The sequence below is a fragment of the Stenotrophomonas sp. As-7 genome, assembly GCF_030291015.1.
Lineage (GTDB): Bacteria > Pseudomonadota > Gammaproteobacteria > Xanthomonadales > Xanthomonadaceae > Stenotrophomonas > Stenotrophomonas lactitubi.
The window spans coordinates 4,266,592-4,285,812 of the sequence record NZ_CP127405.1; the positions used below are offsets into that span (position 1 = coordinate 4,266,592).

Below are 19,221 nucleotides of genomic sequence, written 5' to 3' on the forward strand. Positions count from 1 at the left end.
CTCCGGTCAGGTCTGCGGCCACAGCACGGCCAGCAGCAGGGCAGCGAACTGCAGCAGCGTGGCGGCGTACTGGCGCATCAGCAGGCGACGCATGCCGATCCAGCGTCCGTCCCAGCCACGCGTCGGCGCCTGTGCGTCCAGCCTGCGCAGGCCGGCCGTATGCAGTGCCTGGTCCACCCGTTGTGCCGCGTCTTCGCCCTGCAGGCCCTCCTGCTGCAGCAAGCGCAACAGGCTGGCATCCAACTGCACCCGCACCGCGTAATACGCCTGCACAACGCCTGCAACCAGGCTCAGCAGCAGCAACCCAGCGGCGAACATCGCCAGGCCCGGCTCGATGCCCAGCAGCAACAGCGCCACCAGCAGCAGTCCCAGCGACAACGCGGCAGGCAAACGTCCCTGTCGCAGCAGCAGATGCATCATCGGCAGATCGGGCACAGCGCTCATGCAGCGGTCTCCTGCGCGGCAGCGGCCGCGATCACCTGTAGATGAACGTCATGCAGCACGATGCTCGGCCGCGCGGTGCGTACCATCGCCACCGCTTCGGCCACATCGCGCGCACGGCCGCTGCGCAGCAACCAGGTCGCCACGCTGGCCGCGCTGCGCGAATAGCCCAGTGCACAGCAGACCAGCACGGGGCCATGATCGCGCAGGCGTTCGATGGCGTCCGCCGCGGCACGCAGCTGCGCCGCCGATGGCACCACCAGGTCCAGCATCGGCACGCTGGCATACGCTGCCCCTGGCGCACGACAGGAAAGCTCGGCACAGGTGTCGACCACGCCCACCAAGGGCACGGGCAGTGCAGCACTGGGCAGGCGACCCAGCCAGACCGCGTCGATGACCGGCACCGGCTGCGGCGCGCGGCGCGTCCACAACCGCGAGTTGATCCACGCCGCACCCAGGTACGGTGCCAGCAGCCAGCGCGCCGCCATCGTCAACCGGCCATCGGCGCGCTTCTGGAACACCGCCGTGCCCAGCCCGGCATAGGCCAACGACACCAGCAGCAACGACACCATCGGCCACAGCAGCCACAACGCGGTGCCGCGCAACATCACCACCGGCACCAGCAGCAGGCCGGCACCGAGTGCATACACCGCCGCCAGCCGCCAACGTTTCGGGTCGCCCGTGGCCTGCCACGCACGCAGCGGCGGCGTGCCCTGCTCCGGCCACAGCCACACGCACAGCCAGCCGGCCAGCAGCCCGGTGGGAATGTCGATGAAGTGGTGCTGGAACGTGGTCAGCACCGAAATGCCGATCAGCAGCGCCCATACGTGCAGCAGCAGCCGCCAGGCCCCGTGCAGGTACTGCGCGAACTTCACCCACAGCACGATCAGCAGCACGATGTGCAGCGACGGCGCCTGGTTGAAGGGCTTGTCGAAGCCCAACAGCACATCGAACAACCAGCCGAACACACCGCCGATTTCCGGTCGCTCGAAACTGAAGCGCAATGGCCACAGCAGGAAGCACGTCACTGCGATCACCTGCGCACTGAGCAGGCGCAACGCGTGCCGGTCCAGCTCCAGCCGACGCCGGCACAGGAAGAACGAAATCGCATAGAACAGGTCGATCGACCAGTACGGCACGATCGTCCACGGTACGAACGGAATCCGCGTTTCCCAGGCAAATGCCATCACCGGCAGCTGGGCGTGGCGGCCAGCCATCCAGTTGGCAAAGCCATAGCTGGCGAAGAAGAACGGCCCCAGCAGGGCCAGCCACAGCAGGGCGCGCCGCCACGGACGCGCCTCGCTCGGTGATGCGGTTGCCACCAGCGTCGCCATCACGCGATCCGGCGTGCCAGCGATACGGTGAAGATGCCGAAGTCATCGATACGCTGGGCCACCTTCTGGAAGCCGGCCAGGCGCACCAGTTCGTCCATCTCGTGCTGGGTACGGCGGCGCATCACCCACGCCGCGCCACCACGGTGGCTGGTCAGTGCACGCGCGATGAACTCCAGCTGCGGATGCCACGGCTGCCCGGTATAGGCCAGGTAACCGCCCACCGGCACCGTCGCGGCGATGCCCTGCAGCGAACGCAGCACCGCATCGTTGTCCGGGAACAGTTCGTACAGGCCGGACACCACCGCCAGCGTCGGCGCCGGGTCCACTGCCGCCAGCTGCGCCGGATCGAACGCATCGCCCTGTTCGAAGCGGGCGATGTCGGCCGCGCCAAGGCGCTCGATCAAGGCCTTGCCCTGGGTCACGTTCAGATCGCTGAAATCGCGCAGCACGATGCGGTCGGCACGCTGCTCGCCCTGGCCAAGTGCTTCCAGCACGTAACGTCCATGGCCGGCAGCCACGTCCAGCACGCGCACCGGTGCGCCCTGCCCGCGCAGTCGCTGGGCGGCATCGCGCAGCAGCTCCTGCAGGTGCTTGCCGCGCACGCGGATGCCGCGCCAACCGATCGCATCCAGATAGTTGCGGTCGACCATCCGGCCCAGCGGGCCCTTGCCCCGCGCCTCATCACGGTAGATGTAGTCCAGCGTGCTGCCCGAGTCGAAACCGGTCTGCAGGCCCAGCGCGATGCCTTCGGACAGCGTGCCACCGAAGCGCAGGCCACCGCGCACCACGCGCCAGCGCAGGTCGGCCAGGCTGTTGCGCTCCGGCGGCCACGACAGGATCTCCGATTCTTCGAAGGTCGGGCCATGCCGATGCGCATCGCGCCGCGACAGTTCCTGCAGCGGTTCGGCAAAGCGCGCCTGGATGAAGCTGCGGACGCGAGCCAGTGCCGGTGCACGGTCGCGCTCGCCCAGGGTGTCGTGGAAGAAGCCCGGCAGGTGCACGCGCTCCTTGATCGGGCTGGACAGACGTTCGTAGAAACGGTCCTGCGGGCCGCGATGCACCACGAAGTCCGAACCGGACACCAGCAATTGCACCGGCACGCTGATCGCCTGCGCGTCGGCCACGATGCGGTCGGCGGCTTCGTACAGGCCCAGCAGTACGCGCACCGAGATCGGCCGGGTGATCAGCGGATCGGTGCGGTAGCTTTCCACCCGTGCCGGGTCGTGGGTCAGCCACTGCGGCTTGACGTAGCTGTTGACGAAGAAGTTGCCGCGCAACTTCTGCATCAGCGCCAGCCCAGCGCGTGCGAACGGCACGTACAGCTTCACCTTGAAGGCGGGCGAGGCCATCACCAGCGCGCGCAACCGCGGCGCGTAATCGTGCACCCAGGTGGCGGCAACCACTGCGCCCACGCTTTGTGCGATGACCACGATGTCCTCCACCGCGATGCCATGCTCGGCACCGATGTGGGCGATGAAGCTGTCCAGGTCGCGTACCAGCGCCGGGAAGCCCGGTGCGTCGCCGCGCGTGCCGGGCGAGCGGCCGTTGCCGCGTGCATCCCATGCAAAGAAAGCCGTGTCGGGCAGGTCCAGTTCGTCGACCAGATGGGTGACCCGGCCAGAGTGTTCATGGCCGCGATGCAGCAGCACGATGGCCTTGGCCGGCGTGGTTGCCGTGGTGCTCGGCCAGTACCGGTAGAACAGCGGTACCTGGTCGAAGCTGTGGAATTCCCGTTCCTGCGCCTGACGCATGCAATCTCCGTATTGATAGGGCGTGTAGTCTTGTTGTGATTACCGCTGCGGTGTCGCTGCGGCTTCCTTCAATCCCTGGCGTACGCGGTTGACCATCGTCACCCCGCACAACACCGCCATCGCAGCGGCCACGCCACTGACCGTCATCGCACCGCCCCAGCCAAACGCCAGCAGCAGGCCCAGCACGCCAATCACGAACGCGCGGTCGCTCTTGCCCATCGGGCCGTCATAGCGGCGGCTCGCTCCGACCATCAAACCCAGTACGCCGGCGTACTCGCTCAGCGCGGCGGCCCAGGCCAGCAGCCACAGTGCCTCCGCACGCACGCCCGGTACGCTGAGCAGGCTCAGGTACAGCGCCGCGTCGGCGATCACATCGCACAACTCGTTCAGATAGGCGCCCAGCCGCGACTGCTGGCCGAACTCGCGGGCCAGCATGCCGTCAACCGCGTTGAGGGCCATGCGCAGCAGCATCCACAGCGGCAGCGCCAGATACAGCAGCGGCTGGGCGGGGGCGCAGTACCACACGGCAGCAGCCACCAGCAGCGAGACCACGGCCGCAGCCACGGTCACCGCGTTGGCGGTGACGCCCATGCGGTACAGGCCGCGTACGGCCGGACGCAGCAGGTCCTGGAAACGTCCTTTCAATGCATAGATCGACACGATCTGAACCCGCTAATCCTTGGCAGTGCGGGCACAGCCTACCTGATTGCGACAGCGCCACGTATCGAATTGCTCCCAATGCCGGTCCATGCGGGCGCTGCCGAGCGGACCGCGACGGGGGACTGCACCGGCCAATTTCCCCCACCAGCGCCCGCCACCGGCCCCCACCGCCTACAATATCGGCCCCGCTCCGCTGCCGATTGCCCTGTCCCCATGACTGCTGATCTGTTGCCCGTCCGTCGGGCCCTCCTCTCCGTTTCCGACAAGACCGGCCTGGTCGAGCTGGCCACCGCGCTGGCTGCACGCGGCGTGGAGCTGCTGTCCACCGGCGGTACCGCCAAGGCGATCCGCGATGCCGGCCTGGCCGTGAAGGACGTTGCCGAGGTCACCGGCTTCCCGGAAATGATGGATGGCCGGGTCAAGACCCTGCATCCAATGGTGCACGGCGGCCTGCTGGGCCGTTCCGGCCTGGACGACGCGGTGATGGCCGAGCACGGCATCGGCGCCATCGATCTGCTGGTGCTGAACCTGTATCCGTTCGAAGCGGTCACCGCCAAGGCCGACTGCACCCTGGCCGATGCGGTGGAGAACATCGACATCGGTGGCCCGGCGATGCTGCGCTCGGCGGCCAAGAACTTCGCCCGCGTGGCCGTGGCTACCGACCCGTCGCAGTACGCCGAACTGCTGGCATCGCTAGACGCCAACGACGGCCAGCTGTCGGCCGGCACCCGTTTCGCGTTCTCGGTAGCCGCGTTCAACCGCGTCGCCCAGTACGACGCGGCGATCAGCAACTACCTGTCTGCCGTCACCGCCACCGACGCTGCCGTGCCGGTGCGTGCCGAGTACCCGGCGCAGATGAATTCCACCTTTGTGAAGGTGATGGACCTGCGCTACGGCGAGAACCCGCACCAGAGCGGCGCGTTCTACCGCGACCTGCATCCGGTGCCGGGCACGCTGGCCACCTTCCAGCAGCTGCAGGGCAAGGAACTGAGCTACAACAACCTGGCCGATGCCGATGCGGCATGGGAATGCGTGCGTCAGTTCGATGCGCCGGCCTGTGTCATCGTCAAGCATGCAAACCCGTGCGGCGTGGCCGTTGGTGCCGGCAATGGCGATGCCTACGAGCTGGCCTACGCCACCGACCCGACCAGCGCCTTCGGCGGCATCATCGCCTTCAACAAGCCGCTCGACGCTGCTACCGCGCAGGTGATCCTCGACCGCCAGTTCGTGGAAGTGCTGATCGCCCCGGATTACGAACCGGCCGCGCTGGAATACGCGCAGAAGAAGGCCAACGTGCGCGTGCTGCGCATCCCGCATGGTGATGGCCTGAACAACTTCGACAACAAGCGCGTGGGCTCCGGCCTGCTGCTGCAGTCCTCGGACAACCGCGGCATGACCCGCGACGAACTGAAGGTGGTCAGCAAGCTGGCGCCGACCGACAAGCAGTTCACCGACCTGCTGTTCGCCTGGAAGGTCGCCAAGTTCGTGAAGTCCAACGCGATTGTCTATGCCAAGGACAACCGCACCATCGGTGTCGGTGCCGGCCAGATGAGCCGCGTGTACTCCGCGCGCATCGCTGGCATCAAGGCGGCCGATGCGAACCTGGTGGTGGAGGGCTCGGTGATGGCCTCCGATGCATTCTTCCCGTTCCGCGATGGCATCGACGCTGCAGCCGCGGCCGGCATCAAGGCGGTGATCCAGCCGGGCGGCTCGATGCGCGATGCCGAAGTCATCGCCGCCGCCGACGAGCACGGCCTGGCCATGGTGTTCACCGGCGTCCGCCACTTCCGTCACTGATTACTGGAGCGACACGGATGTCTGCAGTCTCTTTGAAACCGCTCGCCGTGCTCGCCTTCGTTGGCACGGCGCTGCTGGCCGGCTGCAAGCCGGCCGCCGAACCCACAGCTGCCCCGCAGGCAGAACCTGCAAAGGCGGCCACCGCCGAGCCCACTGCCCATATCAGCCGCACCGCGCGGCTGCAGGCGTTCCTGACCGGGCGCTACGGCAAGGACGCCAAGCTCTCAGGTGAGTGGCGCGGCACCTGGACCCAGGAAGGCGAAACCCGTCCCGTGGACTGGCAGGTCTGCGCCGAGCAGCCGGTGGTGACCGGCGACAGCTGGCAGCAGCTGCTGGCAGTGTGCGGTGCGCTGGCCGATGGCGCGCACATCGACCCGGGAACCATCGACTTCTTCGTGCTGCATCCCAAGGGCGAAGGCTTCGAAGTCGTGAGCGAACTGACCGGCGAGCGCTTCGGCAGTGGCGGTCAGCCCGGCAGCGCCAGCATCATCCGCGCTGGCAGCGATTTCTACGGCTTCCGCGTCGAAGATGGCTGGTTCGGCCAGGGCTTCTCGCTGCTCTCGCAGTCACTGATCCTGCCGGGGCCAAAGGGACTGGTCGCCACCGGCAACGTGCGCAGCCACATCGACAACGACGCCCAGTACGAATGCGAGAACGTCGACGCGGCCGCCGACCCCGACACTGCCGAGGACTGCCGCACCCGTCGCTTCAGCATCGACTTCGCGCTGCGCTTCGATGACAGCGATCGCAACGCGCGCGTCTGGCCGCTGCTGATCGAGGAAACCGGCAACACCTGCGGCGGCAAGCGGGTGCGGCAGGAGCACCGCTTCACCCTGGACCCGAAGTCCTGGACCTATTCCTTCCCCGAATCACTGCGACGCGAAGGCTGCGAGTGAGCCACGCGCGCCGCCGGGGATATCGACCTTCCCTTCCCACGCAATCTGGAATCTCGTGATGAACGTACTTGTCATCGGCTCTGGCGGCCGCGAACACGCCCTGGCATGGAAGCTGGCCCAGTCCTCCCGTGTCACTGAAGTGCTCGTGGCGCCCGGCAATGCCGGCACCGCCAACGAAGACAAGTGCCGCAACGTCGCGGTGAAGGTCACCGACATCGATGGCCTGCTCGCCCTGGCCCAGGCAGAAGGCGTAGCGCTGACCGTGGTCGGCCCGGAAGTGCCGCTGGTGGCCGGCGTGGTCGACCGTTTCCGCGCCGCCGGCCTGCGCATCTTCGGGCCGACGGCTGCCGCCGCGCAGCTGGAAGGCAGCAAGGCCTACGCCAAGGATTTCCTGGCACGCCACAACATCCCCACCGCGTTCTATTCCGTGCACACCGAGGTGGACGCGGCACTGGCCTACCTGCGCGAGAAGGGCGCGCCGATCGTGGTCAAGGCCGACGGCCTGGCCGCCGGCAAGGGCGTGATCGTGGCGATGACCCTGGCCGAAGCCGAAGACGCGGTGCGTGACATGCTTTCGGGCAACGCCTTCGGCGATGCCGGCGCGCGCGTGGTGATCGAGGAATTCCTCGACGGCGAGGAAGCCAGCTTCATTTCGATGGTCGATGGCGTGCATGCACTGCCGATGGCCACCTCGCAGGATCACAAGCGCGTCGGCGACGGCGACACCGGCCCGAACACCGGTGGCATGGGTGCGTACTCGCCGGCCCCGGTGGTCACGCCCGAGGTGCATGCACGGGTGATGCGCGAGGTGGTCAACCCGACCGTGCAGGGCATGATCGCCGACGGCATTCCGTTCACCGGCTTCCTCTACGCGGGCCTGATGATCGATGCCAGCGGCGCGCCGAAGGTGATCGAGTTCAACGTGCGTTTCGGCGACCCCGAAACCCAGCCGGTGATGCTGCGCCTGCAGTCGGACCTGGTGGAGCTGCTGGAAGCGGCGATCGATGGCCGCCTGGACCAGGTCGACGCGCAGTGGGATCCGCGCCCGTCGCTGGGCGTAGTGTTGGCCGCGAAGCCGTACCCGGAATCGCCGATCACCGGTGAGGTGATATCCGGCCTGGATGAGGTGCCGGCAACGGCCAAGGTGTTCCATGCAGGTACGACGCTGGATGCGCAGGGCCAGGTGCTCAGCGCCGGCGGCCGCGTGCTGTGCGTGGCTGCACTGGGTGACAGCGTGCGCGATGCACAGGCGAACGCCTATGCCGGCGTGGCCAAGGTGAGCTGGGCCAATGCGTTCCACCGCACCGATATCGGCTGGCGTGCGATCGCGCGGGAAGGTTGAGGCAGGCACGGCATCAAGGCATCCACGCATGGCGTGGATCTACTGGTGCTGTACCAGCCCCACAAACAGAAAAGGCCCGGCATTGCCGGGCCTTTTCGTCAATCAGGCGCGTCACCGCCTTACGCGGTAAACAGCGCCTTCATCTTCTTCAGCGCGTTCGCTTCAACCTGGCGGATACGCTCGGCCGACACGCCGTACTCGTCCGCCAGTTCCTGCAGCGTCACCTTGCTGTCCGCATCCAGCCAGCGGCGGCGGATGATGTCGCGCGAACGCGCATCCAGTTCCGCCAGGCCTTCGCGCAGCAGCTGCATCTGGTTGTCTTCGCTGTCCTCGCGCTCGTAGGCCATCGACGGATCTTCGTCATTGGCCACCAGATACGCAGCCGGCGACGGCGGTGCATGGTCGTTGTCTTCGTCGGTCGGCGCATCGAAACCGATATCGCGGCCGGACAGACGCGATTCCATTTCCAGCACTTCGCGCTCGGACACGTTCAGGTCCTTGGCCACCGCGGTGACTTCGGCGGCGTTCATCCAGCCCAGGCGCTTCTTCGACTTGCGCAGGTTGAAGAACAGCTTGCGCTGCGCCTTGGTCGTGGCGACCTTGACGATGCGCCAGTTCTTCAGGATGAACTCGTGCATCTCGGCACGGATCCAATGCACGGCGAAGGACACCAGGCGCACGCCCATGTCGGGGTCGAAGCGCTTGACCGCCTTCATCAGGCCGATGTTGCCTTCCTGGATCAGGTCGCCCAGCGCAAGGCCGTAGCCGTTGTAGCCGCGGGCCACGTGCACCACGAAGCGCAGGTGCGAATGCACCAGCTCACGGGCAGCGTCCAGATCATTGCCGTCGCGGAAGCGACGGGCCAGGTCCTGTTCGTTATCGACCGACAGCACCGGGATCTGGTGCACGGCACCGATATAGGCGTCCAGCGAACCGAGCGCACTGGGAATCGGCAGATTGTTTGCCACAAGGGCAGTAGAGGTGTTCTGGCTCATAGGCACCCATCTTAGCAGTCAGGGAATTGGACTGCTAAAGGAGGAAAAAGTTCCAGCATTCCACTGATGAAACACTGGTCCCAAACAGAGCCCTACCGTAACGCGATTTGATGACAGTGGCGAGCGCGCTTTTCGGGATACACAATCCCTTGTAATTCAATCCCCTGGCCCGGAAAACACGGCCATTCCGGGTCAAAGGGAGCTGAACGGGCGGCGGTTTCGCCCCTCAATCACCGGGCAGCGTTGCCCGCCGTTCAGCCCGAAGGCGCCAGCGAGGCCCGCGGCGGCAGTGACCAGTCGATCGGGGCCTGCCCGCGGCGCTGCAGGTACTCGTTGGCCATCGAAAAATGACGGCAGCCGAGGAAGCCACGGTGGGCCGACAGCGGCGAGGGATGCGGCGATTTCAGCACGCGGTGGCGACCACCATCAATCACCTTGCCCTTCTGCTGCGCGTAGGCGCCCCAGAGCATGAACACCAGGCCCTCGCGCTCGCGGTTGAGCACGTCCACCACGTGGTCGGTGAAGCCTTCCCAGCCGCGCCCCTGGTGGGCGCCGGCCTTGCCCTCTTCCACCGTCAGCACGGCGTTGAGCAGCAGCACGCCGCGCTGTGCCCAGGGAATCAGGCAGCCGTGGTCGGGGCGCGGGATGGCGAGGTCGCCCTCGATCTCCTTGTAGATGTTCAACAGCGACGGCGGCACCGGCACACCCGGCTGCACCGAGAAACTCAGGCCATGGGCCTGTCCACGACCGTGGTACGGGTCCTGGCCGAGGATGACCACTTTCACCTGATCGAACGGGGTGGCATCGAACGCGGCGAAGATCTGCGGGCCGGGCGGAAACACCGCCGCGCCGCTGGCCTTGCGCTGCCGCAGGAAGCTGGACAGCTCGCGCATCTGCGGCTGCAGCAGGTAATCGCCCACACGCTGTTTCCAGCTCGGTTCCAGCTGGATCGCCGGGGTGTCCACTATTTCATCGATCATCGCAACACGTCATCGCAACAGGGGTCCATCATTCAACCGGGCCAGCCGCAGCTGGAACAGCACCTTGGTGATCAACAGGCGCTCTTCGATCGGCTTCAGCACCAGATCGTTGGCGCCAGCCTGCAGCAGGCCGGTCTGGTTGTGCGGATTGCCATCGCCGGTCATCACCAGCACCGGCAGGCGGCGCTTGCCGTAGCCGAAGTCCACGCGCACGCGCTGCACCACGTCACGGCCGCTCAGCTCTCCCTTCAGGGTCACATCGGTCAGCACCAGATCGATGCGATGGCGGCTGCGCCCCAGCGATTCGGCGGTCAGCAGGGTGAACGCTTCTTCGGCGCTGACCACATGCATCACGTTGAGCTGCTGGCGCTCGAGCATGCGCTTGGTCGCCTCGGCCACCACCCGGCTGTCCTCGATATAGAGGATGGTCGCGCCGGGAATGGTCTGCGGCTGCACGTAGCCGCGCACGAACGTCGCCAGGGCCTCGTGGCCCAGCGATTTGTCGAAGTAGTCGGTGACGTACTCGGTGAAACGGCGCTGCTCCAGGTGCTGCTGGGCATCGCCGGAGACCACGATCACCGGCACATAGGCCTGCCCGGCGGCTTCACGCACCGTCCGTGCCAGCGCCAGCCCGTCGCCATCGCGCAGGGTCAGCGAGGTGGTGACCAGATCAACCGGGCCCTGCGCCAGCGCATGTTGGGCGTCTTCGATGCTGTCGCAGCCGATCACCTCCACGCCCGGCAGATCGCGCTGCAGGACGTCGGCGATCAGCTTGCGCACCAGCTTGGAACCGTCAACCACCATCACCCGCGTCGCGGGCCCTTCAAGGTGCTTCAGCGCTTGCGGTTGCATGCCGGTCTCAGGTGTCGGTCGGGCGGGTCTGGCGGAGGAAGTGACCGGTCACCAGCCACGCACCCAGCCAGCCCAGCAGCAAGGTGCCGAGCAGCACCAGGCTGCCATGCAGCAGGTCCAGGCCATGCAGCACGAACGGGCTGCCATAGCTGCGCGACAGTTCGGCCAGGGGTGCGCGCAGGGCGGCACCGGCAATGCCGATCAGGCCCAGCGCGACTGCGCCGGCGCCCAGGCCATACCAGGCGCCCAGGTACAGGAACGGGCGGCGGATGAAGCCATCGCTGGCGCCGAGCAGCTGCAGTACGCCGATTTCCTCGCGGCGGGCCTGGATGTCCAGGCGCACGGTGTTGCCGACCACCAGCGCGGCGCCGACGCCGAGCAGCACCGACAGCACCTGCACCAGCCGCGCGCCGAACGCGAGCCATGCATCCAGGCGCTGGCGCCACAACGCGTCATGCTGGACCAGGTCCGCCCCGGGCAGGCTTTCCAGCGCGCGTGCCAGCCGCGCATCGTCCTGGCCCTGGCCGGGAGTGATCACCAGCAGCGAGGGCAGCGGGTTGTCGTTGAGTGCGTCGATGGCTTCGCCGAGACCGGCCTGGCGCAGTTCCTCCAGGCCCTGTTCCGGCGTGCGCACGGTGACGCTGGCCACATCCGGGCGATCGCGCAGTTCACCGGCCAGGCGCAGCGCACCGGGGCCGTCGACGTCGGCCTTCAGGAAGACGTTGATATCGCGCGACTGCTGCACGCTGCCGGCGAACTGCTTGAGGTTGTCCAGCGCGATCGACAGGCCCAGCGGCAGCGCCAGGGCCAGCGCCATGACCATCACGGTCAGCAGCGTCGCCCACGGTTTGCGGCAGGCGCGGCCGAGGCTGAACACCACGCTGTGCACGTGATGCTGGAACCACACGCCCAGGCGCGACGGCGCAGCGGCTTCGGTGTTTTCGTTCTTGGCCATGGTTACTCCGCCAGATCCTGCGGCGAGATGTCGTCCACCAGCCGGCCGTGGTCGAGGATCAGCACGCGCTTGCGCATGTGGCGCAGCAGCGGCAGGTCATGGCTGACCACCAGCACGCTGGTGCCGCGCGCGGGCAGCTCGGCGAACAGGGACATGATTTCCGCCGCCAGGGTCGGGTCGAGGTTGCCGGTCGGCTCGTCGGCCACCAGCAGCTTGGGTTCGCCGACGATCGCACGGGCGATGCCGACGCGCTGCTGCTCACCAGCCGACAGCTGCGAGGGCAGCGCCTTCTCGCGGTGCCCCAGGCCCATGCGCTCGAGCACCGAACGCACGCGCTTGTTGATGTCGCCACGGCGGGTGCCGCGCAGGATCAGCGGCAGGGCCACGTTCTCGGCGATGGAGCGGTCCATCAGCAGGCGGTGGTCCTGGTAGACCGCGCCGACCGCGCGTCGATGCCGCGGCACATCGCCGCCGCGCACCTTCAGCAGGTTGCGCTCGTCGAACATCACCGCGCCGCGGCTGGGCCGCTCGTCGAGGTGGATCAACTTGAGCAGGGTGCTCTTGCCCGCCCCCGAGTGACCGGTGACGAACAGCATTTCGCCCGGCGCGACCTCGAAGCTGACATCGGTCAGGGCTTCGTGGCCACCGGCGTACTGTTTGCTGACATTGTCGAAGCGCAGGACACTCATGCCCCGATTATGCAGGACCGGCGCGACAGATCGGTAGCGCCGGGCCGCATGGTGGGTGCCGACCGTTGGTCGGCACACCCTTGATGCCACCCGACCAACGGTCGGGTGCTACCGGATCAGTTGCCCGACAGCATCCGGCGGATCTTGCGGCCGATACGGGTCAGGAACGAGTCGCCGGCATCGGCGCTGGTACGCACCGGCTTGGCCACCACCTGCACCGGGGTGACCGGGCCGGCACTGTTGCCGGCGTTGCTTGCCACGCCCTCGGCACCCTCGACCGGACGGCCGTGGCGACGACGACGACGCTTGCGCGGCTTGCGCTCGCCGTCCACCGCACCTTCCGGCGCAACCTCAGCGCGCGGCGGACGCGGGGCCTGCACAGCAGCGGCTTCGGCCGTCACCGCGCCCTCGACGGCTGCGGCGGCAACCTGCTCGCCTTCCACACGCGGCTTGCGCGGGCCACGCGGACGGCGTTCGCCGCTGCGCTCGCCATCACGGCCACCACGCCCGGCGCCAGCACCGCTGCCGGAACGACCGCCACTACGGCCGCCGCCACGACGCTCTTCCTCGGCGGCACGCGCTTCGCGTGCTTCGCGGAAGATCTGGCCGACGCTTTCGTTCTCGTCGCCTTCCTCACCCGGTGCCGGGGCGGCACGCTCCGGGCGCGGCAGCGAGGTCAGGATCTCGCTGGTGACCGCTTCAACCGGGATCTTCTGCTCGATGTAGGCCTCGATGTCCGGCAGGCCCATCGCGTACCGCTCGCAGGCGAAGCTGATGGCATCGCCTTCCTCGCCCAGGCGGGCGGTACGGCCGATGCGGTGCACGTAGTCTTCGGCGTCGAACGGCAGGTCGTAGTTGTAGACGTACTTGATGCCGTCGATGTGCAGGCCGCGGGCGGCCACGTCGGTCGCCACCAGGATTTCCAGCTGGCCCTTCTGGAAGCGGTTGAGCAGGCTCTCACGCTTCTTCTGCGGCACGTCGCCGGACAGCACGCCGACGCGGTAGCCAGCACGTTCCAGCGAGCGCGCCACGCGCTCGACGAACACCTTGGTGTTGACGAAGACCATGGTGCGCGCGCCTTCGCTGCGCGACAGCAGGCCCAGCAGCAGCGGGATCTTCTCTTCGTCGGCCGGGAAATAGATGCGCTGGCGCACGCGCGCGGCGGTGATGGTCTCGGCTTCGACCACCAGCTTCTGCGGCTCGTTCATGTGCTCATAGGCCAGCTCGAGCACGCGGTGGCTCAAGGTGGCGCTGAACAGCAGGGTCTGGCGGGTGGAACGCTCCGGCATGCGGCGCAGCAGGAAGCGGATGTCCTTGATGAAGCCCAGGTCGAACATGCGGTCGGCTTCGTCCAGCACGCAGATCTCGCAGGCGTGCAGCGAGACCACCTTGTGCTGCTTGACGTAGTCGATCAGGCGGCCGGGGGTGGCGATGATCACGTCCACGCCCTGCTGCAGGATCTCGCGCTGCTTGTCGTAATCCACGCCGCCGTACACCAGGGCGAAACGCAGGCCGAGGTCGGAACCGAACTTGACCGCATCCTTGTGGATCTGGATGGCCAGTTCGCGGGTCGGGGCCAGGATCAGCGCGCGCGGATCTTCCGGCTTGCGATCGGCCAGCGCCGGACGCGTCAGCAGGCGGTTCACGACAGCGACCAGGAAGGCCAGCGTCTTGCCGGTGCCGGTCTGGGCCTGGCCGGCGACGTCGCCACCGGGCAGCGCGACCGGCAGGGTCAGCGCCTGGATGGGCGTGCAGCGGGTGAATCCGGCTCCTTCAAGACCGGCCTGCAGGGCCGGATGCAGATCGAAGGAGGAAAAAGTCAAATCGGTCAGCGGTTTGTCGCTCATGTGTCCGTCTTGGTATGGCCACGCGCCTGCGGGCGGCGGCACTGAAATCTGTCTGGGGCTCCGTCGCAAACTGCGGCCCCTGCGGCGGGTCGGGCTGGCCGGGACCCCTCGGGTCCGCGCGCCGCACAATGCCCCAGTTTACCGCACTCGGGCCGGCAAACCGGAATCAGGCGTCTCAGAGCTTACGGAGACGCACCTCTTCACCCCGCAGTACCGCGCTTGAACAGCGGCGCATGCGCCCATGGCCTACCGCGCCAGCACCCCCATTTCAGCCATGGACAGTGAAATCGGACACATACCGTGCTCAACCCCGATCACGATACGCTGGGTTCCAGCCAGCATCTGTCCGCGCCCTGCGATAGGGGTACACTGCCGGCCGTGAGCGTCCAGGCATCCCGCCGAACGCACCGTGGCAGTCCGCCGCGAGGCAACGACGAGGGTCACGCCACCGGGCATGGCCCAGTTCACCCACCTCCGGCCTGGCCGGGTGCAATCCAAGACGAGAAACCAAGATGAGCGACAAGGTTGTACACGTCGGCGATGCCGACTTTGATAGCGCCGTACTGAATTCCAAGGAACCGGTGCTGGTCGATTTCTGGGCCGAATGGTGTGGCCCCTGCAAGATGATCGCCCCGGCACTGGACGAACTGGCTGATGCCTACCAGGGCCGCGCCAAGATCGCCAAGGTCAACGTGGACAACAACCGCGCGCTGGCCGCCAAGTACCACGTGCGTTCGATTCCCTACCTGGTCGTCTTCAAGGATGGCGAGAAGGTCGGCGAGCAGATTGGTGCCGTTGGCAAGGCCCAGCTGGCCGGCCTGCTGGACAAGGCCCTGGCCTGATCCTGCGGGTGACCGGCAGCCGTTTTCCACGGCTGCCGGGCGGGCGCCCCGGCGCCTGACTGAATACCGTATCCGGCGACCCTTGCGTGGCGCCGCGGGCCGATGATAGTGTCGGCATATCCGGCCGCGTTCGCGTGCCGCATCTTCTGGACGCAGTTTCTTCCAGACCCATTCCCAATGTTCGCCGCCCCAGCCGGGCGCTCGCACCTTCAAGCGAGGAATAACGCTCTTGTCCGATAACACTTCCGAAACCGGTAGCGCTGATGCGCCCGCCGAAAAGCGCGTGCGCAAAGCCCGCGTAACCAAGGCTGCCGCTCCGGCCGCCGCCGAAACCAGCGCTCCGGCGCAGCCTGCCCTGCCGCTGGCAGCCGCGCCCGAAGCGCCGGCACCGGCCGCAGCGCCTTCCGCGCCGAGCGCACCCGCCGCCGAGGCCCCTGCCAGCAGTGGCGGTGGCGAAGGTGGTGAGGGCCGCGAATCCGGCCAGCCGCGGCAGTCGCAGCAGAACAACCAGGGCGGCGGCCAGAACCAGAACCCCTACAACCAGGGCGGCCAGCAGGGCCAGCAGGGCCAGGGCAACCGCCGTGACCGTTTCCGCAACCGCCGCGACCGTGATCGCAATGGCGGTGGCGGTGGTGGCGGCAACGGCGGTCGCTTCCGCGATGACGGCATGCCCAACGACAACGGTGAACAGCAGCCGTTCGTACCGCGTCCGCACGCCAACGTGCCCGAGGGCTTCCCGGTCTATTCGCTGAGCGACCTCAAGCGCATGCCGGCCCAGAAACTGCTGGATATCGCCGAGCAGCTGCAGATTTCCGAAGGCGTGGCCCGTGCCCGCAAGCAGGACGTGATCTTCGCGCTGCTGAAGGTACTGACCCGCCACGGTGACGGCGTGGCCGCCGACGGCGTGCTGGAAATCCTGCCGGACGGCTTTGGCTTCCTGCGCGCGGCCGAAGCCAGCTACCTGGCCGGCCCGGACGATACCTACATCTCGCCCAGCCAGATCCGCCGCTTCAACCTGCGTACCGGCGACCACCTGTCCGGCCGCATCCGCTTCCCGAAGGACGGCGAGCGCTACTTCGCGCTGTCGATCGTGGACACCATCAACGGTGAGCCGCTGGAAGCGTCGAAGAACAAGGTGCTGTTCGAGAACCTGACCCCCCTGTTCCCGCGTCGCCGCTTCACCCTGGAGCGCGGCAACGGTTCCTCGGAAGACATTACCGGTCGCATCCTCGACCTGATGGCACCGCAGGGCAAGGGCCAGCGTTCGCTCATCGTTTCCCAGCCGAAGGCCGGCAAGACGATGATGATGCAGCAGGTCGCCACGGCCATCACCACCAACCATCCGGACGTGCACCTGATCGTGCTGCTGATCGATGAGCGCCCGGAAGAAGTGACCGAAATGCAGCGCACCGTGCGCGGCGAAGTCATCAGCTCGACCTTCGACGAACCGGCCGCGCGCCACGTGCAGGTGGCCGAAATGGTGATCGAGCGCGCCAAGCGCCTGGTAGAGCACAAGAAGGACGTGGTGATCCTGCTCGACTCGATCACCCGCCTGGCACGTGCCTACAACAACGTGGTGCCGAGCTCGGGCAAGGTGCTGACCGGTGGTGTGGACGCCAACGCCCTGCACCGTCCGAAGCGCTTCTTCGGTGCCGCACGCAACGTGGAAGAAGGCGGCAGCCTGACCATCATCGCCACCGCGCTGGTCGATACCGGCTCGAAGATGGACGAGGTGATCTACGAAGAGTTCAAGGGCACCGGCAACAGCGAAGTGCACCTGAGCCGCCGCATCTCTGAAAAGCGCGTGTTCCCGGCCATCGACATCAACCGCTCGGGCACCCGTCGCGAAGACCTGCTGATCGAGCCGGAGCTGCTGCAGAAGATCTGGATCCTGCGCAAGCTGCTGCATCCGATGGATGAAATGACGGCGATGGAATTCCTGCTCGACAAGATGAAGAACACCAAGTCCAACGACGAGTTCTTCGGTTCGATGAAGCGCTGATCGCGCGGCATTGATGCACTACGAAAAGGCCCCGCGATGCGGGGCTTTTTCTTTGGAAGGCGGCAGGACAGACGGCTTCACTTCGCGGGCCGGCGTTTTGGCGATAATCTGCGGGAAAAATGCCTGACTCTCCGCCCCGGCCGTGCTGGCCGGGCCGCCGATTCCCGCTGTCGCCCCATCCGGAGGATCCGGCGGGTCCAGCCCTGCCCGATCCTTCAACCGCATGCGCACACTGTCCCCCCGGCTCAACCTGGGCAAGCTGATCCTTGCCCTGGCCCTGCTCAGCGCCGTCATCGCCCTGGCCAATACGCTGCTTGCCAGCTATCGCGTGCAGCGCGACCAGCTGGTGGGCAACACCCTGGAAGCCAACCGCGTGTATGCCACCAAGCTGGCCGAGACCACGCAGAACTTCCTGCTGGCCGCGCAGCAGCAGCTGGCCTATGCCGCAACCCGGCTAGGCAACAGCGACATGGACCCTGCCCAGGCGCAGGATGAGGCCAGCCGCCTGCAGCTGCAGTCCAGCAGCTTCAACTCCTCGCTGGTGGTGGCCAGCGACGGGCGGGTGATCGCGACCTCGCCGCAGAGCCTGCAGCTGCAGGGCGAGATCCTGCGCAGCGCCGGCAGCAAGGCAGCACTCGATCGGCGCGAGCCGATGATCAGCGATCCCTACCAGTCGGCCACCGGCAAGCTGCTGATCTCGATCTCGCACCCGGTGTTCGACCGCAGCGGCCAGTACCGCGGCTATGTCAGCGGCACCCTGTACCTGCGCCAGCGCAGTGCGCTCAACACCCTGCTGGGTACGCACTACTACCGCGATGGTTCCTACCTGTACGTGGTGGACCGCCATGGACGTCTGATCTATCACAACAACGCCAAGGAAGTGGGCACCTACGCGTTGAACAACCCGGCGGTGAAAGAGGTGATGCGCGGCCAGCGCGGTGCGCAGCAGGTGCTCAACAACCACAAGGTGGCGATGCTGGCCGGTTACGCGCCCGTCGCGGCAACCGGCTGGGGCATTGTCGCGCAGCGCCCGACCGAGGCGACGCTGCAACCGCTGTCACGGCTGATGTCGGCGGTGATCTGGAATGCCATTCCGCTGGGCGTGTTGTCGCTGCTGATCACCTGGTGGTTCGCCCGCCGCATTTCGCTGCCGCTGTGGCAGCTGGCGCGCAACGTGCAGGATGGCGAAGACACCGGCAATGCGATCAGCCACGTCAATGGCATCCGAGCCTGGTACTTCGAAGTGGCGCAGCTGAAACAGGCCGTGCTGTACAGCTTCAGTGCGCTGCAGGATCGGATCGGCACGCTCAACCGGGCCAGCCGCACCGATCCGCTGACCGGCCTGCTCAACCGTCGCGGACTGCAGCAGGCGCTCGACGCACTGCAGGCGCAGGGCCTGCCGTTTGCGATCCTGACGCTGGATATCGACCGCTTCAAGTCGATCAACGACAGCCACGGTCACGACGTCGGTGATGCGGCCATCGTGCATATCGCCGAACAGATGCGCCGCCATTCGCGCGAGACCGACGTGCTGTGCCGCGCCGGTGGCGAGGAGTTCCTGGTGCTGCTGCCGGGCGTTGGCATCGAAGCGGCCCGGCAGACCGGCGAGCGCCTGCGCCAGGCCATCGCCGACGAACCCTTCGCGCCGGTGGGCACGATCACCGTATCGCTGGGTGTGGCCCATTTCCCCAGTTTCCACACCGATCCGGAACAGGCACTGCGCCTGGCCGACAAGGCCCTGTACCTGGCCAAGGAGCAGGGCCGCAACCGGGTCGTGGTGTACCCGCACGCCGATTGAGCACACCGATTGAAGCGGGATGCGCCGGGACCGGTCCGGG

The 19,221-nt window shown here is 67.1% G+C and carries 16 protein-coding genes; 6 read left to right on the top strand and 10 right to left on the bottom strand.

The genetic code is table 11. The features are described from left to right. Nucleotides 1–6: 6 nt before the first annotated feature. From QP457_RS19495 to QP457_RS19510, 4 genes are read right to left on the bottom strand one after another with little or no spacing between them, the layout of a single operon-like run. Nucleotides 7–444, bottom strand: a complete 438-nt coding sequence (locus QP457_RS19495) for a hypothetical protein (protein WP_180165298.1) — start codon at nucleotides 442–444, stop codon at nucleotides 7–9. Beyond that, entirely contained in the window at nucleotides 441–1,775 is a 1,335-nt protein-coding gene (locus tag QP457_RS19500; RefSeq protein ID WP_205405142.1) for a phosphatase PAP2/dual specificity phosphatase family protein, read from the bottom strand. Before QP457_RS19500 ends, QP457_RS19495 begins: the two co-directional genes overlap by 4 nt. Beyond that, the gene (locus tag QP457_RS19505; RefSeq protein WP_180165294.1) at nucleotides 1,775–3,526 is read right to left on the bottom strand and encodes a bifunctional alpha/beta hydrolase/class I SAM-dependent methyltransferase; all 1,752 of its coding nucleotides are present in this window, start codon (nucleotides 3,524–3,526) and stop codon (nucleotides 1,775–1,777) included. The genes QP457_RS19500 and QP457_RS19505 overlap by 1 nt, the downstream gene beginning before the upstream one ends. A 39-nt stretch (nucleotides 3,527–3,565) precedes the next feature. Next, a complete protein-coding gene (locus QP457_RS19510; protein WP_180165292.1) occupies nucleotides 3,566–4,186 on the bottom strand; it encodes a CDP-alcohol phosphatidyltransferase family protein in 621 nt (206 codons plus the stop codon). Between the two features lie 213 nt (nucleotides 4,187–4,399). Here QP457_RS19510 and purH point away from each other — a divergent pair, with 213 nt between their 5' ends. Genes purH through purD form a run of 3 tightly spaced genes read left to right on the top strand, consistent with a single transcriptional unit; the run spans nucleotide 4,400 to nucleotide 8,221 of the window. Continuing rightward, the gene (gene purH, locus QP457_RS19515; RefSeq protein WP_205405143.1) at nucleotides 4,400–5,983 is read left to right on the top strand and encodes a bifunctional phosphoribosylaminoimidazolecarboxamide formyltransferase/IMP cyclohydrolase; all 1,584 of its coding nucleotides are present in this window, start codon (nucleotides 4,400–4,402) and stop codon (nucleotides 5,981–5,983) included. A 17-nt stretch (nucleotides 5,984–6,000) separates the two neighbouring features. Beyond that, on the top strand, nucleotides 6,001–6,879 hold the full coding sequence (locus tag QP457_RS19520; protein WP_205405144.1) for a hypothetical protein: 879 nt from the start codon (nucleotides 6,001–6,003) through the stop codon (nucleotides 6,877–6,879). Between the two features lie 58 nt (nucleotides 6,880–6,937). Next, the gene (gene purD, locus QP457_RS19525) at nucleotides 6,938–8,221 is read left to right on the top strand and encodes a phosphoribosylamine--glycine ligase (protein ID WP_205405145.1); all 1,284 of its coding nucleotides are present in this window, start codon (nucleotides 6,938–6,940) and stop codon (nucleotides 8,219–8,221) included. 119 nt (nucleotides 8,222–8,340) lie between these two features. Here purD and rpoH read toward each other — a convergent pair whose 3' ends face one another. The 6 genes from rpoH to rhlB all read right to left on the bottom strand — a co-directional run bounded on the left by rpoH (nucleotide 8,341) and on the right by rhlB (nucleotide 14,539). Next, nucleotides 8,341–9,216: an RNA polymerase sigma factor RpoH gene (gene rpoH / locus QP457_RS19530; protein WP_100462199.1), complete on the bottom strand. Its 876-nt coding sequence runs from the start codon at nucleotides 9,214–9,216 to the stop codon at nucleotides 8,341–8,343. Between the two features lie 254 nt (nucleotides 9,217–9,470). After that, entirely contained in the window at nucleotides 9,471–10,196 is a 726-nt protein-coding gene (gene ung / locus QP457_RS19535) for a uracil-DNA glycosylase (RefSeq protein WP_205405146.1), read from the bottom strand. Nucleotides 10,197–10,205: 9 nt separating this feature from the next. After that, nucleotides 10,206–11,048, bottom strand: a complete 843-nt coding sequence (locus QP457_RS19540; protein ID WP_100553793.1) for a response regulator — start codon at nucleotides 11,046–11,048, stop codon at nucleotides 10,206–10,208. 7 nt (nucleotides 11,049–11,055) lie between these two features. Then, on the bottom strand, nucleotides 11,056–12,003 hold the full coding sequence (gene ftsX, locus QP457_RS19545; protein WP_089237302.1) for a permease-like cell division protein FtsX: 948 nt from the start codon (nucleotides 12,001–12,003) through the stop codon (nucleotides 11,056–11,058). A 2-nt stretch (nucleotides 12,004–12,005) separates the two neighbouring features. Further along, nucleotides 12,006–12,692 (bottom strand): cell division ATP-binding protein FtsE, encoded by a 687-nt coding sequence (ftsE, locus tag QP457_RS19550; protein ID WP_025878609.1) that lies wholly within the window; start codon nucleotides 12,690–12,692, stop codon nucleotides 12,006–12,008. Between the two features lie 116 nt (nucleotides 12,693–12,808). Then, entirely contained in the window at nucleotides 12,809–14,539 is a 1,731-nt protein-coding gene (rhlB, locus tag QP457_RS19555) for an ATP-dependent RNA helicase RhlB (protein ID WP_180165280.1), read from the bottom strand. Between the two features lie 512 nt (nucleotides 14,540–15,051). On the opposite strand from rhlB, the gene trxA reads away from it, so the two are divergent. The 3 genes from trxA (at nucleotide 15,052) to QP457_RS19570 (ending at nucleotide 19,181) form a co-directional block, all read left to right on the top strand. Continuing rightward, complete coding sequence (gene trxA / locus QP457_RS19560) at nucleotides 15,052–15,381, top strand: thioredoxin (RefSeq protein ID WP_025878607.1); 330 nt, start codon at nucleotides 15,052–15,054, stop codon at nucleotides 15,379–15,381. Nucleotides 15,382–15,610: 229 nt separating this feature from the next. Next, nucleotides 15,611–17,383, top strand: a complete 1,773-nt coding sequence (gene rho / locus QP457_RS19565) for a transcription termination factor Rho (RefSeq protein ID WP_180165278.1) — start codon at nucleotides 15,611–15,613, stop codon at nucleotides 17,381–17,383. 223 nt (nucleotides 17,384–17,606) lie between these two features. Next, nucleotides 17,607–19,181, top strand: a complete 1,575-nt coding sequence (locus QP457_RS19570; protein ID WP_180165276.1) for a sensor domain-containing diguanylate cyclase — start codon at nucleotides 17,607–17,609, stop codon at nucleotides 19,179–19,181. The last annotated feature ends 40 nt before the right edge of the window (nucleotides 19,182–19,221 follow it).

Excerpts from the sequence above, each read along its gene's own strand:
- QP457_RS19495 (WP_180165298.1), bottom strand. The coding sequence starts at position 444 with ATGAGCGCTGTGCCCGATCTGCCGATGATGCATCTGCTGCTGCGACAG.
- QP457_RS19500 (WP_205405142.1), bottom strand. The coding sequence starts at position 1,775 with ATGGCGACGCTGGTGGCAACCGCATCACCGAGCGAGGCGCGTCCGTGG.
- QP457_RS19505 (WP_180165294.1), bottom strand. The coding sequence starts at position 3,526 with ATGCGTCAGGCGCAGGAACGGGAATTCCACAGCTTCGACCAGGTACCG.
- purH (WP_205405143.1), top strand. The coding sequence starts at position 4,400 with ATGACTGCTGATCTGTTGCCCGTCCGTCGGGCCCTCCTCTCCGTTTCC.
- QP457_RS19520 (WP_205405144.1), top strand. The coding sequence starts at position 6,001 with ATGTCTGCAGTCTCTTTGAAACCGCTCGCCGTGCTCGCCTTCGTTGGC.
- purD (WP_205405145.1), top strand. The coding sequence starts at position 6,938 with ATGAACGTACTTGTCATCGGCTCTGGCGGCCGCGAACACGCCCTGGCA.
- rpoH (WP_100462199.1), bottom strand. The coding sequence starts at position 9,216 with ATGAGCCAGAACACCTCTACTGCCCTTGTGGCAAACAATCTGCCGATT.
- ung (WP_205405146.1), bottom strand. The coding sequence starts at position 10,196 with ATGATCGATGAAATAGTGGACACCCCGGCGATCCAGCTGGAACCGAGC.
- QP457_RS19540 (WP_100553793.1), bottom strand. The coding sequence starts at position 11,048 with ATGCAACCGCAAGCGCTGAAGCACCTTGAAGGGCCCGCGACGCGGGTG.
- ftsX (WP_089237302.1), bottom strand. The coding sequence starts at position 12,003 with ATGGCCAAGAACGAAAACACCGAAGCCGCTGCGCCGTCGCGCCTGGGC.
- ftsE (WP_025878609.1), bottom strand. The coding sequence starts at position 12,692 with ATGAGTGTCCTGCGCTTCGACAATGTCAGCAAACAGTACGCCGGTGGC.
- rhlB (WP_180165280.1), bottom strand. The coding sequence starts at position 14,539 with ATGAGCGACAAACCGCTGACCGATTTGACTTTTTCCTCCTTCGATCTG.
- trxA (WP_025878607.1), top strand. The coding sequence starts at position 15,052 with ATGAGCGACAAGGTTGTACACGTCGGCGATGCCGACTTTGATAGCGCC.
- QP457_RS19570 (WP_180165276.1), top strand. The coding sequence starts at position 17,607 with ATGCGCACACTGTCCCCCCGGCTCAACCTGGGCAAGCTGATCCTTGCC.